Source organism: Algoriphagus sp. Y33, from assembly GCF_014838715.1.
Lineage (GTDB): Bacteria > Bacteroidota > Bacteroidia > Cytophagales > Cyclobacteriaceae > Algoriphagus.
Window position 1 is genome coordinate 2,612,402 of record NZ_CP061947.1, and the last position, 17,082, is coordinate 2,629,483.

Consider the following 17,082-nt stretch of genomic DNA (forward strand, 5'->3'; position numbering starts at 1 on the left):
GTTTCTCCCAGCACATGCTCAGAGCGATGCTGACAAACTTCTGCACTTGAGCGCCAATAAACTACCCCTCAAAGAAGTGCTGAGCCAAATGGAAGAACAGACTACGTTCACATTTGTATACAGTAACACGCTGGTCTCCCTGGACAAACTAATTGCCTTTGATCCCTACCGCAATATCAGTGTTTCCGATATTCTCTATCAGCTAGAAAGCCAGACGGCTTTGAAATTTGACATAACAGGAAGACAGATCAGCATTGCGCCTCTGGGCTATGGGCAGCTGAGCGGCACCGTCACCGGCCCAGACAAACAACCCCTTGAATACGCATCCATTGTGGTTTTGGGAGAGGAAATTGGACTTTCCACCTCTTCAGACGGCAGTTTTTACTTAAGCCGTATATCTGAGGGCAACAAAGAACTTGAGATTAGGATGGTAGGCTATCTACCGCAAACTATCAGGGTAAATGTCCAAAAAGACCGAAACATTAAGCTGGGAAGTATTGTACTGGAAGAAGACATCAGGCAGCTGGATCAGGTCGAAGTTTCTGACCGACCGGAGGGCAATGTCAATATATTTGCCGAAAAAGAAACGGCTTATGTAGCGCGTATGCCTCTCACCAATCTGGAAAACCCCCAAGTCTATAATGTAATCACGGGCAAACTGATCAAAGAGCAGGTCACCTTTGCGATACAGGATGCCATCAGAAACGCCCCCGGGGCAGTACCGGTAATCAATCCTTCAGGAGGACTGAGTACTTTTTTCCGGGGATTTGGGATCGGCGTCAATTCACGTAACGGAATGGAGACCTCATCAGAGCGCTCTGCGCTGGATATCGCAAACCTAGAACGTATCGAAGTACTTAAAGGCCCTTCCGCGACACTATTCGGAGCCTCTGTTTCTTCCTTTGGAGGGTTGGTAAACCTAGTAACCAAAAAGCCTATGGAAGAAAGCCGTACTGAGATTTCCTATACCACAGGAAGTTTTGGACTTAACCGGCTGTCTGCGGATATCAATACACCTCTGAACAAGGACAAATCAGTTCTTTTTAGATTAAACACTGCACTTCACAAGCAGCAGAGTTTTTTGGACTATGGCTTCAACAATACATTATTATTGGCTCCCAGCTTAACCTATCAAGTCACTGATCGGCTAAAGCTCCTAGTGGATGTGGAATATCTGAAAGCCAACAACACCCAACCGATGAACTTTATCATCAATTCACCTGATATTCTTCAGCCTGAAGATATAGCGTTGGATTATCGCGCCACACTATATCATGAAAATGCGGATGTTAAGAATTATTCCACAAAACTCTTTGCGCAGGCAGAATATAGGCTATCGGATACATTTCACTCCACCACTTTGTTCTCCCATGTGTCAGAAAATGTGGATTATAGCTATCAGCGTCCCGTAATCTGGACCAGTCCTACCACAGCAATGCGGGCGGCAGGCATCTATGGTCCGGTGTATAACGGGTACACCAACCTGCAACAAAACTTCAACGGGAGTTTAACCACAGGAAGTGTGACTCACAAGCTACTGGTAGGGGCTAATTTCCGGCATTTCTCCGGCAAATTTCTCTTTTCTGAATCCAGAGTCATTGACACCATAGATTTGACTGAAGGATTTTCTCCCCTTACCCGCCAGCAACTAGATCAGGACGCTGTCTTTATTGACAACCCTACGGCAGATCAAAAGACAACAAGTCTATATGCTACCGATGTGGTGGAACTGGGTAGGAAACTTTCTTTGATGCTGGCATTGAGGGTGGATCATTTTGACAGAGATCCTCTGGAGGAACTTGATGATGATGGATTCAGCCAAACCTCCCTGGCTCCCAAGCTGGGTGCTGTCTATCAGTTTGTACCGGAGAAGGTATCAATCTTTGCCAACTACATGAGCGGCTTCCAGAATGTCGCCCCTGCACTACAGCCCGATGGAAGTAGATTGACACTGGACCCTCTATTTGCCAATCAGGCAGAAGCCGGAGTCAAGCTAGAATTACTGAACAAAAAACTCAGTTTCACGGGCAGTTACTACAACATCCGTATTGATAATGCCACCCGAATAGACGAGAACCTCTTCACTGTGCAGGATGGGAAACAGGAAAGTAAGGGACTGGACCTGGAAATAATCGCAGAGCCTATTACAGGACTGAATATTCTGGCCGGATATGCATACAATGATAACCGGATCATCCGGGCTTCCGATGAAAGCATCGAGGGCAACAAGGCCGCCAATGCCCCTGAAAATGTAGCGAACCTCTGGGTGTCCTATACTCTTCAGCAAGCACTCAAAGGAGTTGGGGTTGGATTCGGAGCCAACTGGGTAGACCGGTTTTATCGCACCACCGCCAACACCTTTTTCATTCCCGAATACACCATGCTCAACGCCGCTATGCACTACAATTCCGAAAAATGGGGAATTCAGATAAAAGCCAATAATCTGACTGACATCAGGTATTGGGATCATTATGGCAATGCCCAAGCCCCTGCCAATTTCGCCGCCAACTTCTCATTACGATTCTAATCAGCACCAAGCCGGCCAAGACTTTCCGGGTTTTGGCCGGCTCTTTACACCATGAACTTTAAGAAGACATTTCGAATCATACATTTATGGCTGGGGTTGACATCAGGTCTGATCATCGTTATTCTGGGCATCACGGGGTGCATCTATGCTTTCATTAATGAAATTGTCCCAGTCGTATATCATGAGAAGTTATTTGTCCGGCAGGCTGCAGACGACCCGCTACCGATAACACAGCTGATTGACATTGCACAACAAAGATGGGGTCTGGAAAAGCCCGTATCCACCGTAGAAATTTACAATGACAAAAACAGAACGGTTCACTTCAGGGCTTTCAAAGAAAGTACGGAATCAGGGATGTGGTATTGGGATGAAAAGGAGTATTATGAGTCTATTTTCTTAAACCCTTACACCGGAGAACTTATAAGTCATGAAAATTCGGAATTCGACTTTTTCAGGATAGTGCTATACCTGCACTGGAGCTTACTTCTAAACACCGCTATCGGCAAAACCATTGTCGGTATGGCTACACTGATTTTCACCTTTTCCCTGATCAGTGGGCTGATCCTTTGGTGGCCAAAAAACAAACAGGCAAAAAAAGCCAGATACTGGTTTAAGTGGAAAAATAGCACAGGATGGAAACGGAAAGTTTTTGATTTGCATAATATTCCCGGGTTTTATTCCCTCTTCTTTGCTTTGATTTTTGCCCTTACCGGTCTGTTTTGGGCTTTTGAATGGGTCGGTAATAGTGCTAAATGGCTTGCAAATTCGGGAAACACCTATACCTCCCTTCCCCAAGTGCTCTCTGACAGTACTGCCCTTGCCAAGCAAAATCCTTTTCCATTGATTTTGGAAAGTGCCAGCCGGCAATACCCTGACGCCATTGCCTACACGTTCTATTTTCCCAGAACTCCGGTAAGTCCGATAAATATAGTCGTAAGAAAAGAACCTAGCTCAGCCTCTGTCACCCAGCAGTATGATCAATACAGCGGGGCACTGTTAAGAACGTTGGTATTTGAGGATAAAAATCCGGGAGAAAAACTGGAAGAACTGAATTACGACATTCATGTGGGAAGTATAGGAGGTCTTGCAGGCAAGCTACTGGCATTTGTTATTTCGTTTATCTGCGCTACTCTTCCGATTTCCGGATTTTTAATTTGGTATAATAGGCACTGGGGCAAAAAGAAACGTAAATCAAGTCAGGGAGAATCATCATCCTCGACGGGTTCAGAAACTGCCTTCGACGTACATTCCTCCAGCAGGTAAACTCAGGGAGCAGTTGGAAAATGGGAAGACAACCCTAGCTCGCAACCTTCTCGATACGCTACGCTCCCGAAGTGTAAGCAAGATCGGGACAAGCCAACATGCCCACACGCTAAACCAAGGCAATGAATATCAATGCTCTTGTGTTGGTAGTAAAGATAGAAGATCAGGTAAGCACTGCGCCGCCGTTCGTGTCGTGACGAACGGCAATACTAATTCTGTCAGCAGTCTGGAAACGAGCGCCACTCCCCCTTCAGCACCTATATTGTCATAGAAAACTATCCTTGTCAAAGGGGGCAAGGGGGATTTTGTAGATGTGGCTTGTTTTGGAAAAGAGGTGTGGTCTGAGGAGTAGTGCTAAGTTCATATAGGTCAATGGAAAGTCTGGCGAACTTCCCTATTGACCTATATCGATAGCATTGAGGTGTTTTTTCTTCGATACTTTTGAGGCCAAAAGTATCCAAAAGCCTTCGCCCGAGGCTATGTTTCAAATCGGTTAAGAAATCAATAAATTCTAACGATTGAAGACCGATTTGATTTTTGGGACTTCTCGCTGCCTAAAAATAGGCGGATCTCGCTCCAAAGTCGCGAGCTAGCCAATTTTCTTCACGGCTGCTCCTGCGTCCCAAAAACCACATATCCCCAAGGGCATACCCTCACACTAAACCAAGGTGCTAAATTTGAGCTGTCTTGTGTAGGTAGTAAATACGGAAGATCAGGTAAGCACTATACACCGTAAAAACGAATCAATGCCGTAGGCATGACAGATTAATAGCCTAGGGTTTCAACCCTAGGTCGAATATGGAAACAAGGCAATTGTCTCCTGCCTACAGATTTAGTGGGATAAGAGAGTAAGTGCAGGAGGTGGAAAAAGGGGCTGTAATGTATTTTGTCAGTCCTCAATTCCTCTATTGACCAATATCGATGGCGTTGAGGTTTTTTTCTTCGATACTTTTGGGATCAAAAGTATCCAAAAATCCTCGCCCGAAATCAGCCTTGAATTGCCTTCGGACAATTCATTTATTGGCTCATAGTCAGGCTAAAAACAAACTAGCCCCCTCGCCCACTCGGGGGCTAGTTTGTTTTTTTAACTCCTTCACCACCCCACAGCCTGGCCCAAGCCTAAATTCTTTCACCGAAAGAATTTTCAACGGCTTGTCCTCACCCGCTTACCAGCCGTCTGGCCCGCTATTGCAGCCTCCCCACGCACCTTAAAAATAAACCAAGGTGCTAAATTTGAGCTGTCTTGTGTAGGTAGTAGAGGTGGAAGCTCAAGTAATCACCTCGCAGCCGGTCGTGCCTCCACAAACAGCTTAAGCTAGTTCGGAACAGCAGTCTGAAGACTGCATTGATTTAGGTTAAAATGCGAAAGCGGTTCGAGTTTGCACCTGAACCGCTATTGCTTATACACGTTGTTGTGGCACATTTTTTATTCATATACAGCATTTTCAGCCGTTTTTCTGTTCGCTTCCAAGTCCGATTTTATACTGTCCAATTTCATTCCGATTGTCATTAATGCAACCTTTCCAAGTGGTAAGCGAAGTGTCGGATTTTCTGAATTAACTAAGTCGATAATCGCTTGGGATGCTTTTAGTGGGTCGCCTTCTTGTTTTCCGTCAATTCCTTTCAACTTATTCCTAAAAGCACCTGCGGTTTCCGAATAGTCTGAGATCTCTTTTTTTGCTTCAAGTCCTTTTCCTTTATCTGCAAACTTTGTACGGAATGGCCCTGGCTCAACAATTGACACCTTTATTCCTAAAGGGGCAACTTCTTGTGCCATTGCTTCGCTAAAACCTTCTAAGGCAAATTTACTGGCATTATAAATGCCAAAACCTGCAGAAGCTTTTATCCCTGCGTGTGATGAAATCTGAATAATGTGTCCTTTCTTTTCTTTACGCATAAATGGTAGAACAGCTTGTGTCAGTTTTAGAGTACCAAAGAAATTTACTTCAAATACCTGTCTCACTTCTTGGGTTGAGGTTTCTTCAATAGCACCTGCAAAACCCATCCCCGCATTGTTAACTAAAACATCAATACGTCCAAATTTTGAAATAATGGATTCAACTGTTTTGTCAATTTCAGTTTCGTTTGAAATATCCAGTTCAATAGCAAAGCCATTATCTTTATGTTGTTTGTTAAAGTCTTCAACCTGTGATTGGGTTCTGAATGTTCCAATCACAAAGTCTCCTTTTTCAATAACGGATTGGGCAAAAGCTTTACCCAATCCGCTTGAAATTCCTGTGATAAGCCAAATTTTATTTTTCATCGTTCTCGTCTTATAGGTGAATTACTAGTGCTTAGTATGTTTGGATTAGTCATTATTTAATTCTGACTAACGACTAAGGCTAGAAGCTGTGCTGTATTATGAACCACTTCCGCAGTTACCGGCACTCACGTAACTAAGTTACACTTCATTTAGTACACGCTCGTCAGCCGGCATAACTTTTAGCCCATTGTTAGCGGTTCAGGCTGTCAATAAGAGCGTTTTTCTCCTTTCCAGTTTGTATTACGTAGAAATTGTTCCCAAGTAAGTGAATCTGGGTTTATTTGCCTGCTCCACAATAAGTCTCGGTCTTTGCTGAAATATCCGTATTCAACGGCATATTCTGCCATTCCTAAATTTTCCCTTACCAAACCGTCATTTGAACTAAGTTCTGGAAAGTGATTGAGGAATTCTTCTCGTGAATACGCAGAAGCATATTCAGCCTTTTTTCCTGTAACTTTTGTAAAGGTTTCAACTATTTCCTGTGGGGAAATAATATCACCTATGACAGGCAAAGACTTTCCCGAATATTTATCAGGATTGGAAAATATTTCTAGAACGGCAGGTCCCGTGGCGGTTATAGGGTCAACAAATGGTGCACGAAAATCTTTGGGCAAGTAAATCGGAAATACAAGCGTATCACCATCTAATCTAGGGGTATAAAATTCAATTAGATTGGTGAAGAAGAAAGCCATATAGATAAATGAACTTGTTATGGGTAGGCCACGGATATATTCTTCTACTTCCGCTTTGTCTGTAAAATGTGGCGCAAACAATTTTCCTCCTGAAATTTTATCTACATTTTCCAAACTGCTGAAAACGATATGATTTACACCTGCTTTAACGGCAGCATCTGCCAACTGCTTTCCCAATTCAAATTCGTGGGTAGCTGGTGGGACAATCATTGGTGTCAACAGGAAAACGCCGTCCGAGCCACGGAATGCTTCCACATACTCTGTTTTATGTCCGATGTCGAGCGGTAAACTCACAAGTTCTGCTCCCTGTTCTGCTAGTTGAATCGCCTCTTGCGAATCAATCCTTCTGGTAATACCACGTACCCGATAGCGTCCGCTTTCTAACAACGTTCGTGCTACACTGTAGCCCTGTTTGCCCAAAACACCGACAATGGTAATAAGTGGCTTTTCTGATTTTTTTGTTACTGAATCCTTCATTTTTCTAATATTTAAAATGTATACTATAATTATTATAGTTGCAAAACTAAATTGAGTAATATACATTTGCAATAACTATCAAATCAGATAGGTTGAAAACATTGAGAAATGAAAACAGAATGCATTGGCGATTTTGTAAAACTGAAAGGGAAAACCTACCCTTGCACGGTAAGCCTAACAATGGATTTGGTTGGCGGAAAATGGAAAGCAGTTATTCTTTATCATTTAAAAGATGAGCCGAAAAGATATAGTGAACTTCGTAAAGAATTGCCGTCTGTTACGGAAATGACTTTAAGTTTACAGTTGAAAAAATTAGAAAAGGACGGTTTAATTTCCCGGAAAGTTTCCGGTAGAAAACCGCCAATTAAAGTTGTTTATAGCTTAACTGATTTGGGGAAAAGTTTTGTCCCGATTTTAGAAGCAATAACAGAATGGGGAAATCAAGTTATCAGTGAAAAAGGTGAGTTTGTTACTGTTTAGTTGTCTGAATGTGTGTCGCTAGTAGCCTTCTGACTAACGGCACTTTAAAGCCTTAAAATTCAGCTGTTTTAAGGCCTAGATCCTCTTCTGTGAGACTGAATTTATCGATTTGCTTCTTTATCCTCTTAACTAATCCCAGCTTTCTTTTTTGGTCTAAGAACAGGTACCCTTCCGGGTTGAGGTTTGGAGTTCCTTTTACTACCATGTTCCAAATGGTCACCGCCAATTTTCGTGCTGTGGCGCTGATGGCAGAGACTCGACCTTTTCTAAAGCTAATTCTTTGGAAGAAGTCCCTCAGAGGAGTGGATTCTTTAAGGTTTCCGATGGCATTGGCAGCGTTTCGGAGTGCGATTTTTAGTCTATTGCTTCCTTTAGGCACTTTGCTGGACAGGAGTTTTCCTCCGCTTACTTTGTTGTTGGGAGCTAGTCGTAGCCAGGAGGCAAAGTGTTTGGCGCTTTTGAACTTTTTGATTCCTTTCGGTCCGACTTCGCTCATCAGGGATAGCACGGTGGAGAAACTCATCCCCGTCTGGGTGTAGTTAAATCGCTAGTCGAGACTGGGTGGGATTTGTAATTCCACCCTGATATCCAATTCAATTTGCAATTGACTAAGTCTACCTCACCCCTCCCTCTCCTTAAAGAGAGGGCGATCGGCACTGCTCCAGATGAAATAAAGAATAAAGTAAGCTTGGTTGGTCATTCCCGATTCGCTTCTGCTCCGAATCACTTTCGAGAGTCCTATTAAAAAAAAGGGTACAGGTTAGAGTTTAAATACTGATATTGATTTACACACTGACTCGTCCTATTAAAATAGGGACATTAATCTTATAAGCAACCATGTCAATGTTGGAAACATTAATGATCCACTGAAAGAAACTATTGAAGTTTTGAAAAACAGCCTAGGGAATTTAGAGAAGAGTTTATTAAGGTTATCAATGAAAAATCGAAATGAAATCCCTTACCAAAGCCACAGCCTTAAAAGATGAATTGGATCAACTGCGCCCCATTCCTAAGGAGCGGGAAGATCTTATTATGCAGGAATTCCGGTTGGACTGGAACTATTATGGATAAAGATGACAAATCCCGAAAGTCGAAATAGTTCAGAGCAGAGATATGTGATAACTGAGGAGGGGAAGAGGGTGGTTTGAACTTTAAACACTTTAGTATTAAATCTGAAATTCAATTCTGTAGACTTATCCCGACTCGACAGACAAAAATTTATTTGTCAGACCAGTGTTTTGTCCAATTCTAAAACTTGATTTTTTAAATAAGTGCCTTATATTCGAATATCATTTCGTAAAAGGATAAACCCCAATTATTGGGGTTTATCCTGAACCAAAGTATAATGGCAAAAGGTACATACATTTCTGAAAACCTGACTCAATCTCAGATAGATTTGATGCTACTGTTAGATGAATATGAAATGGACATATTCACACTTCAGGAATTAAAAGACTTGTCTTCTGGCGAATATGATGACATTAATGAACTGGTGGAAAATCTGGTACATAAAAAGATCCTTTCCCGAATTGAACGGGGAAAATATTGCCGTTCAAGTTTTCGAGATGAAAAAGTGATCGGTACCAAACTGGTAGAAGACGGTGCAATTGCCTATTGGTCGGCTTTAAACCTGCATGGCCTTACAGAGCAGTTTCCCAATACCATCTTCATTCAGACGACCAAAGTAAAACCCCACAAAGAGGTATTTGGTGTAAGCTATCAATTCGTTAAGATCACCCCAGCTAAAAGAACAGGCATCATAAAAGATGGCTATGGAAATCACAGCTATGCAATCACAGATGTGGAAAAAACCATTGTGGATTGCTTTGACCTGCCTCAGCATTCAGGCGGCTATGCGGAATTAATCCGGGCTTTTTATTCAGCAAAACTCTCTTCGGAGAAGATGATTGAATACAGCAAGGCAATAAAAAACTTGGCAGCCATCAAGCGTATGGGTTATTTGGCAGAGTTCTTAGAAAAAAAGGGCATGAAATCCTTTATCCGTTTTGCCAAAGCACAGTTAACACAAACCTATAACCCACTCGACCCTTTGAGCCAGGACGACGGAAAGTATCATGGAGAATGGAAGTTGAAATTGAATATTTCAGAATCAACGATTTTAGCCATAGTCAATAAACAGTACTAATGATCCTAAAAAGAGAGATAGAAAAGATTGCCGAACAATAAAGAGGTTGCCAAAACCACCATCGATAAAGACTGGGTCTTGGGGCATTTTGTGGATGCTATATTCTCAATTCCCGAGTGCCGGAATAACCTCATTTTCAAAGGAGGCACCTGTTTAAGGAAATGCTACTTTGAGGATTATCGGTTCTCCGAAGACCTTGACTTCACTGCCATTAATCCAAATTTTGTGCTGGACAGAAAGTTACTTGATCAGATAGTTAAGCTGGTAGCGGAACGGACAGATATCCCGCTCTATGTTGAAGAACTGAAGCCTCTGAAGTTTAAAGACGAGCTTACCGGTTTTGCTGCCAAGGTCAAATTCTGGGGTGCTGATCATCCCAGAAACCAAGCACCGGCTCCACCCCAACGTTGGCAGACTTCGATTAAGATTGAAATTATTCTGTATGAAGAGATGATCTTTCCTCCGGAAAACAGAAAAGTACATCATGCCTATAGTGATCAGCTATCCGATATAGCTAATTCTGTACCTTGCTATTCACTACAAGAAGTATTAGCCGAAAAGCTCAGGGCTTTGATTCAGCGCTCGTACACAGCACCACGGGATTTTTACGATATCTGGTACTTGTCACAAAATGTAGCTGACCTCAATTGGCCCAAAATCGTAGAAGCATTTCATTTAAAAATGAAATTTAAAGGGTTGGAATTTACGGGTATCGATCAGATGATCAATGACGAAAACGACAAACGGCTTCAAGCTGTCTGGAAAAATAGCTTGGGGCATCAGATATCAGCTAAAAATATGGCTGATTACTCCCAAGTAAAAGACGAAATCATAGAACTTTTAAATCAGATATTCTAAATATGGCAACTATCCATGATTTTGAAGAGAGTGGCTATTACATACTAATGGCAAAGTTCTCTATAGTACTATCAAGATTCCTATTGGCTCTCCTCTAACTAAAGAGGAAGTGAAACTGGAGCATACAGCGGCGCTTTCGCAGAAGGTTTAGTCAACTACTCACTAGAGGAAAGCTCAAACTAGGAAATGAAGCATATAATTACCCTCAATATTAATCGTTCGCTTAAAGTATATTATTACCTTGGGAATAAGCAAAGCCCTTCCCTATCGGTAATCATCGGCCGGAGCCTAAAGAATGCAGGGGACTGATGAGGTCGCACACGCAGCGATAGGTAGGGCGAATTCTTGGATCTCTTCGAAAAGGGGGGATCTGCTTTTTATATTTCAGTCATCTGTCGAAGCATGGTTACGAATTGAATAATTGCATTTTCAAATTCCAAATTGGTGCGATTGAGAGGCTATAGTCGAGCAATGCGACCTAAAATAACCCAATATTTCAATTCCAGTAAGGTACGATTAAGAGCCGGAGCACCTTCAGAAAGTCGTTCACCGGCATATCATTTCAATTCCTTTATGATGCAATTGATTGAGCAATACATACTTACAATTCAAAACTTCAAGTCAATTACTCGTACCCGCGGCCATGCCGCACAACCCCGCATGAGTGTAGAATCACAGATTGTTCCCGTTCAGAATAGTGCCGTCTTTTACTGTTTTGAGATAGGTCACCGTTTTACCGTCCTCTCCAACTTCGCAAACCCGGTAAGAGGGGAAAGGGTTGCCCCAGCTGCCGCCAAAATGGCCGGACCACAGATAAGGCTTTTTCCTGTAGAGCATGATACCGTCTACATCATGATCATGTCCGTGAAAAGTCGCTTTTACATTGGGATAGCTTGCCAGCAAGTCCATAAAGTCTGTACAGTCTACTCCATGGCGTGTCCAGTCATTTTGGGAGATATGAGTAAACACAAAAACATGGGACAACGCCTGAAGTTCTTCCAGGGCCTTTTGGGCAAATGCCATATCCACGCATAGATATTCCCCGGTAGCACTGGAAGAGTTGAGGAGCACGATCCCATAATCGTCTTTTTGCACAAATGAATAATTGCTGGGTTGGCCCCAGTAATGGACCCAGGCTTCTTCATCGGTATGGTCATGGTTGCCCTTGGTCACCTGGTAGGGTACCTGCAGCTGATCGTAGAGCTTTTTCAGCTCAGGCATCAAGCTAGGGTTGTCATGAGTCAAGTCACCATTGAACACCACCAAATCTACGTCTTTTTCCCGGTTGATAGCCTCTATGAGATTCCGGTGTGAGCTTTCATAATCTGTGTTCGGCTGCCCCCAGTGTCCATCGGAAGCAGTGATTATTTTCAGCCGGGAACCGTTTGGGAAGCTCATTTTCCCGTAGGAAATAAAAGGTAGAGTAATGAACGAGGTGCTCAAGAGGCTTAGTTTTTGAAGAAAAGGTCTTCTTTGCATGGTATGGATAGGAGGTAGATGTAGGAATTGAACCCCTGCTAGACAAAAATAACAATCCTATCGGTTATACACCCAGCCAGCCTCTAAAACCTCTTGTCCCATAATTAGGAATCGGCTCCATTGTGTTAGATGAATACCTGTCCGTATCTCCAATCCCCAAAGATAGCTCCGCCTAACTTTCGGATTGGCTCAGGTGTGATGATCCAGTTTGAAGTTTTCGTATCAAAATTGGCAGCTATGGCTCCCACTGTCATTCCGTCGGAGGCAGGCAGTATTAGAATTGTCCATCTGGTAGTTGGTTGTTCCCGAATCGCTTCTGCTGCCGAATCACTTTGTTCTCGGGATTAAAATATCGGGACAGGCTCTCCTTAAAGAGGATGCGCTTGGCCCTGCTCCAGATGGGCCCAGTGTCCAGGTCTTCCCGGTTTGAATTTATCACATCCCCACCCGGCACTGAAAAAAACCTCCTCAGGAGTTCGGAGTTCGGAGTTCAGCTTCGCATTGAGCACCATGACGCTAAATACCTTGCTGAAAACAAGCCATAAACCAAGACCCTACAAATAAATGCTCAATTCATCGCCTTTTGAATTTTGCTTGACCAACACCTTGCCATTGAGGCTAAAATAAATGTTCTCCTTTTGTTTAAAGTTTACTTGCTCTAAGAGACTAAAATCACGCTTGCCGAGTTTGGTAAAACTGTTTGAGTTTGCCAACCAGACTTCCTCATCTCCTATCACATATTCTTCCACGTTAGCCAAATCAAGCGTTTGGCGGAGCTTTCCAGTTTGATCAAGTATGGCTACGCCTTTGGTGCCAAATAGCATTATTCCTTCCGCATAAAACTGACTGTGCACCAGTTTTCCCACGCCCATATCTTTGGATTTCATATAAGCAATTTCCTCACCTGTGGATGCATCGAGCAGATACACACCCGCGGAGACCACATCCACAATTCTTCCATCCTGAACCATGAAAGGATTGAAATCGTGGCTTATGTCTGCACTATTTTTGGCATTATTTGTTTCAAAAATCACCTCTCCGGAGCGGGTATCTATTGCTACAATTTTGGTGCGGTTCAAATTTCCACGCATCTTGATATAAAATAGTCCATCTGCATAATCATCGTGCAGTGGCGTCCAGGAAGCATTGCTGATTTTTGGGTTTTCCACTACTATTTGGTCTTCCTCCAAATCAATTCCCAGAAAACCTCTATCTCCAGCTCCCGAATTTAGCTGACCTTTAGCATTCATAGTGGTATAATGACAGAGTAACCCCTGCTCGTCAAAAATTAACTTACGGACTGTTTTTCTATCATATTTTCCAGAGCCAGAGTCATTTCCCTGATCACCATTGACCATTTTGTCCATAGCCATAAGCGCACCTATTCCTTTGGAAGCAGTCCTAACGGAGCTGGATCTACTCTTAACATCCCCGTCTCTTTCTTTCCCATTCTTCAAGTCTATTAAAGTCAACCCCAAATAAGGCAAGACAAGGGTTTCTCCGGTGATTTGAGCATAGCCCGGGACAAATTCCCCGTGATACTCCACGCTCCACTCCAAGGCACCCGACCGCAAATCAATAGCCTGCACCTCTGGTATCGAGGTGAGGTAGTCCAGCCCACTTTCCGAATTCGGAACTTTTATAGCCAACAGCAATTCTCCTTCATCTGCCAATAGCACTTCGCCGATGCCTCCGGTTACCTCTGGCTGTACCCAAAGTACTTCACCCGATTCAATACTGACCGCAACCAAGCCTTCCTTCCCATTGAAAGCTATCGCCCCCAGTTCAGGTATATAATGCACCAATCTTTCCAGCACTTTATTCCCAGAATATACATTATCTAAACTATGTCGTTGATGGATACGCTGACTACCAGCTACATCCATCCCATAGGTGCTGTGGATACTCAGGATCTTTTCAGCAAGTGAAATACCCAGATTAAGCTGAACAGTTTCCCAAAGAAGATCTCCGCTTGCGAGGTCAAAGACTTTGATAGCCGTATCTTCCTTTCGATAGTCAACCGTTAGAAATACTTCTTCATTTCCAAAGAGAAAACTCCCACTCCCCTCCGCTATCGTACTTCCGCCCATGAATTGGTTCCATTTGAACTTATAGTTTCCTTCAAGGCTTTTTGAAAAGGTTTCCAAATTCCAAACCTCGTATCGGTTTTCATTTTCCAGCACCATATACTTATCGTCCCAGGAAAAATCAACACGCTCCGGAACGAAGCCAAGATTAATCACCTTATCAGTAGCAAGCTGTGCTATGGCTCCTTGATAAAAAAACAATACGCCAATCACAATAAGTTGTATCTTTTTCATTTTAATAACTATTATCAGGTTATCCATTGTAACTAGTATTTGCGTTTGCTATTACGCTGCCTTTTTATAGACTACATACATTCTATGTTCAGAGTCAGCTCTCAGCTGAACTCCTACCTTCATTGTATTGCCTTCTATACTGAGAACATGCCAAACAATACTTCTTTCGCCCATGGTCAAGGTCAGGCTATCACCTTCCAGTTGCCATGAAAACTCCCGTTCGCTTGCCTCACAGGCTCCATTGTTTTTAACTTCTTTGGCCTTATTCCCCTCCATAAATACCGTGTGGTCTTTGCAGTCTTCAGAAGCATGTTTGTGGGGGTTGAGCCAACCTGTGCCATTATCCCCCATCAAGGTTCCTTCTATTTCCCATGAGCCAATCAGGTCCTCGGGTTGTATCGTAGGGCTTTGTGCCAACGCAAATCCACAGCATAGCGCCATACCGATTATCGAAAGCAGTATTTTATTGATTTTCATTCAATTATGTTTTTAAAAATGTTAATATCCAGTTTACTAATGGGAGTCCCGGTCACCCTATTAGGTTAGATTGGTTTCCGGGGTTGTCCATGTATTCCATTAGTCCAGCTCAAGATCACTGCTACGAGCCAGGTTTATGATTCAGGGGGCAGCTATAGTGATACTGCCGCTAGCTTCTACTTCTTCCCCGGTGGTGGAAGCTTCAAATACCCCGTCAAAATTCAGCGTAAAAGACGCTACAGTGGCCTCATCCCCAAAAACGGTGATGTCGTGCTCCTGATAGTCCTCTAGCGTAAAGGTGCATTCGACAGAGGTATAGCGAAGCTCTTCAGCCCATTTACCAAAGTTCATCACGGAGGTAAACTCCTTTCCGCTTTTCACTACAGATGTAGGTTTATTATTGTCATCCAAAAGAATACCGAATACCACCTGCGCTTTACCTGTTTCCTGTACCATCACATTGACGGTATTTTGCCCAGCTTCATCATTATACTGGACAAAGGAAACTGCATTGTAAATTCCAGAGTTTTCTTTGGGCACTTCTCCAGCGAGTGTTTCCCCTCCGGTTATGGATATATCATAGGAATGGGCTGATGTCGTTGGTATTGGGTTTTCATCAGGCTCCTCACTGCCACATCCTACATGGATGAGCATCCCTATCAATAAGAGAAAATTCAACCCTGTTTTTTTGACTAATAAGTTCATGGTTAGTTATTTAAGTAGTGTTTTCGAAAGAATATTGGTACTGAGGGAAAAAGAATTCAGACTTTCCAGTCCAGCGAAAGGTATGTTTTCCGCTGGACTGTTTGGTCTAGATACTCCTATCAATTCCTGCCATTACCCCAGCCTAGCTCACCTCCTACCACGTTTGTGTAGGTGATATTGCTAAGGCTTAGGTTTGGAAGTTCAGGTTCGTTTACACTTGCACCGGTATAGGCATAGAAAGCAAAATTTGGCAAGTCTTTGAAGGTAGTATTTGAAACAGATACCCTTGGGTTGGCATGCATATAAATTGCACCTGAATTGGAGAGGTTTCCCACCGGAAAATCTCCTTTGGCGTATTCGATTATCGCATGATCTATGCTGTTATTATCCTGCGTATGACCATAGTAAATCCCTCCCCAGTTGGTTCCGTTTTCAGCGGTTAGTAGCACCTGTTCTGTATCTGTTCCTTGTATTTTTAAGCTTACATTGTCTCCGGAAACCTGTAGATATCCGCTACTCTTGAACTGCATTTCCACCCCTGCTTCAATGGTCAAATGAGCTTCATCACTCACTAAGATCCTACCATCTACCAGATAGGGAACATCAAGTTTCTGTAAGCTTACTTCCATGTCATCAAGCGTTCCATGATCAGTGGTGATGTTTATAAAATCTGAGGAATTCCCTACGTAAGTAGATGTGTTGTCGAAAACATCCGCCATCACAGCAGATACTTTCACGGGAACACCCTCATTTCCAGAAATAGTCAAATTGGAAGTTGCCACGGTTGCATTCGGCTCAATTCTGTGAAAGTCCAAACCGATACTTCCTCCGTTAATAATTTCTACATGGTTTAGGGTAAGCGCTTGTGGAGTAGTACCCGAAACACCCCGTATAGCTAAGCTTCCTTCGTAGATTGGTGAAGATCCCGTAAGGTTTTGGGATCCTGCATATTCTATCACCGTGTGTTCGATGAGGTTGTTTGGGTTATGGGCTTCGGTCAGGTATATTCCTCTCCAGAAACCCTTCTGCGCAGAGGTTCCCGTCAAAACAACCGGTTCCTGAACAGTTCCTTGTATTTCGAAGAGACTATTGTCAAGATCAACATAAAGTCCTGCATGGTTCTCAAAGGCGATGACCACCCCAGGCTGAATTTGTAGGCTACCCTCCACCCGGGCCCAACATTCAATAATATAATCCACCGGTCGGTCAGGGTCGTTGATCAATACCTGATCTGTATTGAAATAGTCACAGTCCAGCACAATCGGAGGCAGTATCTCTTCTACCGGATCTACCTCTTCATTGCTTTCGCATGAAAACAGGGCTATAAACAACACTGCGACTACAGCATAGCGTAGCTTATTGATAAACAAAGTGTAAGTTTTCATAATATTTAT

15 protein-coding genes are annotated in these 17,082 nt (G+C 43.1%); 6 read left to right on the top strand and 9 right to left on the bottom strand.

What is annotated here, in order from left to right:
* Positions 1–46: 46 nt before the first annotated feature.
* Both ID165_RS10640 and ID165_RS10645 read left to right on the top strand, forming a co-directional pair.
* Entirely contained in the window at positions 47–2,527 is a 2,481-nt protein-coding gene (locus ID165_RS10640; RefSeq protein ID WP_192350388.1) for a TonB-dependent receptor, read from the top strand.
* Positions 2,528–2,578: 51 nt separating this feature from the next.
* Entirely contained in the window at positions 2,579–3,790 is a 1,212-nt protein-coding gene (locus tag ID165_RS10645; protein WP_192350390.1) for a PepSY domain-containing protein, read from the top strand.
* 1,426 nt (positions 3,791–5,216) lie between these two features.
* Here ID165_RS10645 and ID165_RS10650 read toward each other — a convergent pair.
* Both ID165_RS10650 and ID165_RS10655 read right to left on the bottom strand, forming a co-directional pair.
* Positions 5,217–6,053 carry an oxidoreductase gene (locus tag ID165_RS10650; protein WP_192350392.1) on the bottom strand — a complete coding sequence of 279 codons (837 nt, stop codon included), beginning with the start codon at positions 6,051–6,053 and terminating at the stop codon, positions 5,217–5,219.
* Between the two features lie 206 nt (positions 6,054–6,259).
* A complete protein-coding gene (locus ID165_RS10655; RefSeq protein ID WP_192350394.1) occupies positions 6,260–7,222 on the bottom strand; it encodes an NmrA/HSCARG family protein in 963 nt (320 codons plus the stop codon).
* Between the two features lie 108 nt (positions 7,223–7,330).
* On the opposite strand from ID165_RS10655, the gene ID165_RS10660 reads away from it, so the two are divergent.
* Positions 7,331–7,702 carry a helix-turn-helix domain-containing protein gene (locus ID165_RS10660; RefSeq protein ID WP_192350396.1) on the top strand — a complete coding sequence of 124 codons (372 nt, stop codon included), beginning with the start codon at positions 7,331–7,333 and terminating at the stop codon, positions 7,700–7,702.
* A gap of 52 nt (positions 7,703–7,754) precedes the next feature.
* Here ID165_RS10660 and ID165_RS10665 read toward each other — a convergent pair whose 3' ends face one another.
* The gene (locus tag ID165_RS10665) at positions 7,755–8,225 is read right to left on the bottom strand and encodes a transposase (protein WP_225587072.1); all 471 of its coding nucleotides are present in this window, start codon (positions 8,223–8,225) and stop codon (positions 7,755–7,757) included.
* Positions 8,226–8,650: 425 nt separating this feature from the next.
* On the opposite strand from ID165_RS10665, the gene ID165_RS26925 reads away from it, so the two are divergent.
* From ID165_RS26925 to ID165_RS10675, 3 genes are all read left to right on the top strand, one after another.
* A complete protein-coding gene (locus tag ID165_RS26925) occupies positions 8,651–8,773 on the top strand; it encodes a hypothetical protein (RefSeq protein WP_255505196.1) in 123 nt (40 codons plus the stop codon).
* 274 nt (positions 8,774–9,047) lie between these two features.
* Positions 9,048–9,848, top strand: a complete 801-nt coding sequence (locus ID165_RS10670; protein ID WP_192350399.1) for a hypothetical protein — start codon at positions 9,048–9,050, stop codon at positions 9,846–9,848.
* A 27-nt stretch (positions 9,849–9,875) separates the two neighbouring features.
* A complete protein-coding gene (locus tag ID165_RS10675) occupies positions 9,876–10,706 on the top strand; it encodes a nucleotidyl transferase AbiEii/AbiGii toxin family protein (protein ID WP_225587073.1) in 831 nt (276 codons plus the stop codon).
* A 672-nt stretch (positions 10,707–11,378) separates the two neighbouring features.
* Here ID165_RS10675 and ID165_RS10680 read toward each other — a convergent pair.
* From ID165_RS10680 to ID165_RS10705, 6 genes are all read right to left on the bottom strand, one after another.
* A complete protein-coding gene (locus tag ID165_RS10680) occupies positions 11,379–12,149 on the bottom strand; it encodes a metallophosphoesterase (protein ID WP_225587074.1) in 771 nt (256 codons plus the stop codon).
* A gap of 161 nt (positions 12,150–12,310) precedes the next feature.
* Complete coding sequence (locus ID165_RS27100) at positions 12,311–12,439, bottom strand: DUF4256 domain-containing protein (RefSeq protein ID WP_370539746.1); 129 nt, start codon at positions 12,437–12,439, stop codon at positions 12,311–12,313.
* A 300-nt stretch (positions 12,440–12,739) separates the two neighbouring features.
* Complete coding sequence (locus ID165_RS10690) at positions 12,740–14,506, bottom strand: PQQ-binding-like beta-propeller repeat protein (protein ID WP_192350403.1); 1,767 nt, start codon at positions 14,504–14,506, stop codon at positions 12,740–12,742.
* Between the two features lie 51 nt (positions 14,507–14,557).
* Positions 14,558–14,983 carry a lipocalin family protein gene (locus ID165_RS10695; protein WP_192350405.1) on the bottom strand — a complete coding sequence of 142 codons (426 nt, stop codon included), beginning with the start codon at positions 14,981–14,983 and terminating at the stop codon, positions 14,558–14,560.
* Between the two features lie 141 nt (positions 14,984–15,124).
* Positions 15,125–15,688, bottom strand: a complete 564-nt coding sequence (locus tag ID165_RS10700) for a hypothetical protein (protein ID WP_192350408.1) — start codon at positions 15,686–15,688, stop codon at positions 15,125–15,127.
* A 119-nt stretch (positions 15,689–15,807) separates the two neighbouring features.
* Entirely contained in the window at positions 15,808–17,073 is a 1,266-nt protein-coding gene (locus tag ID165_RS10705) for a hypothetical protein (protein WP_192350410.1), read from the bottom strand.
* Positions 17,074–17,082: the final 9 nt, after the last annotated feature.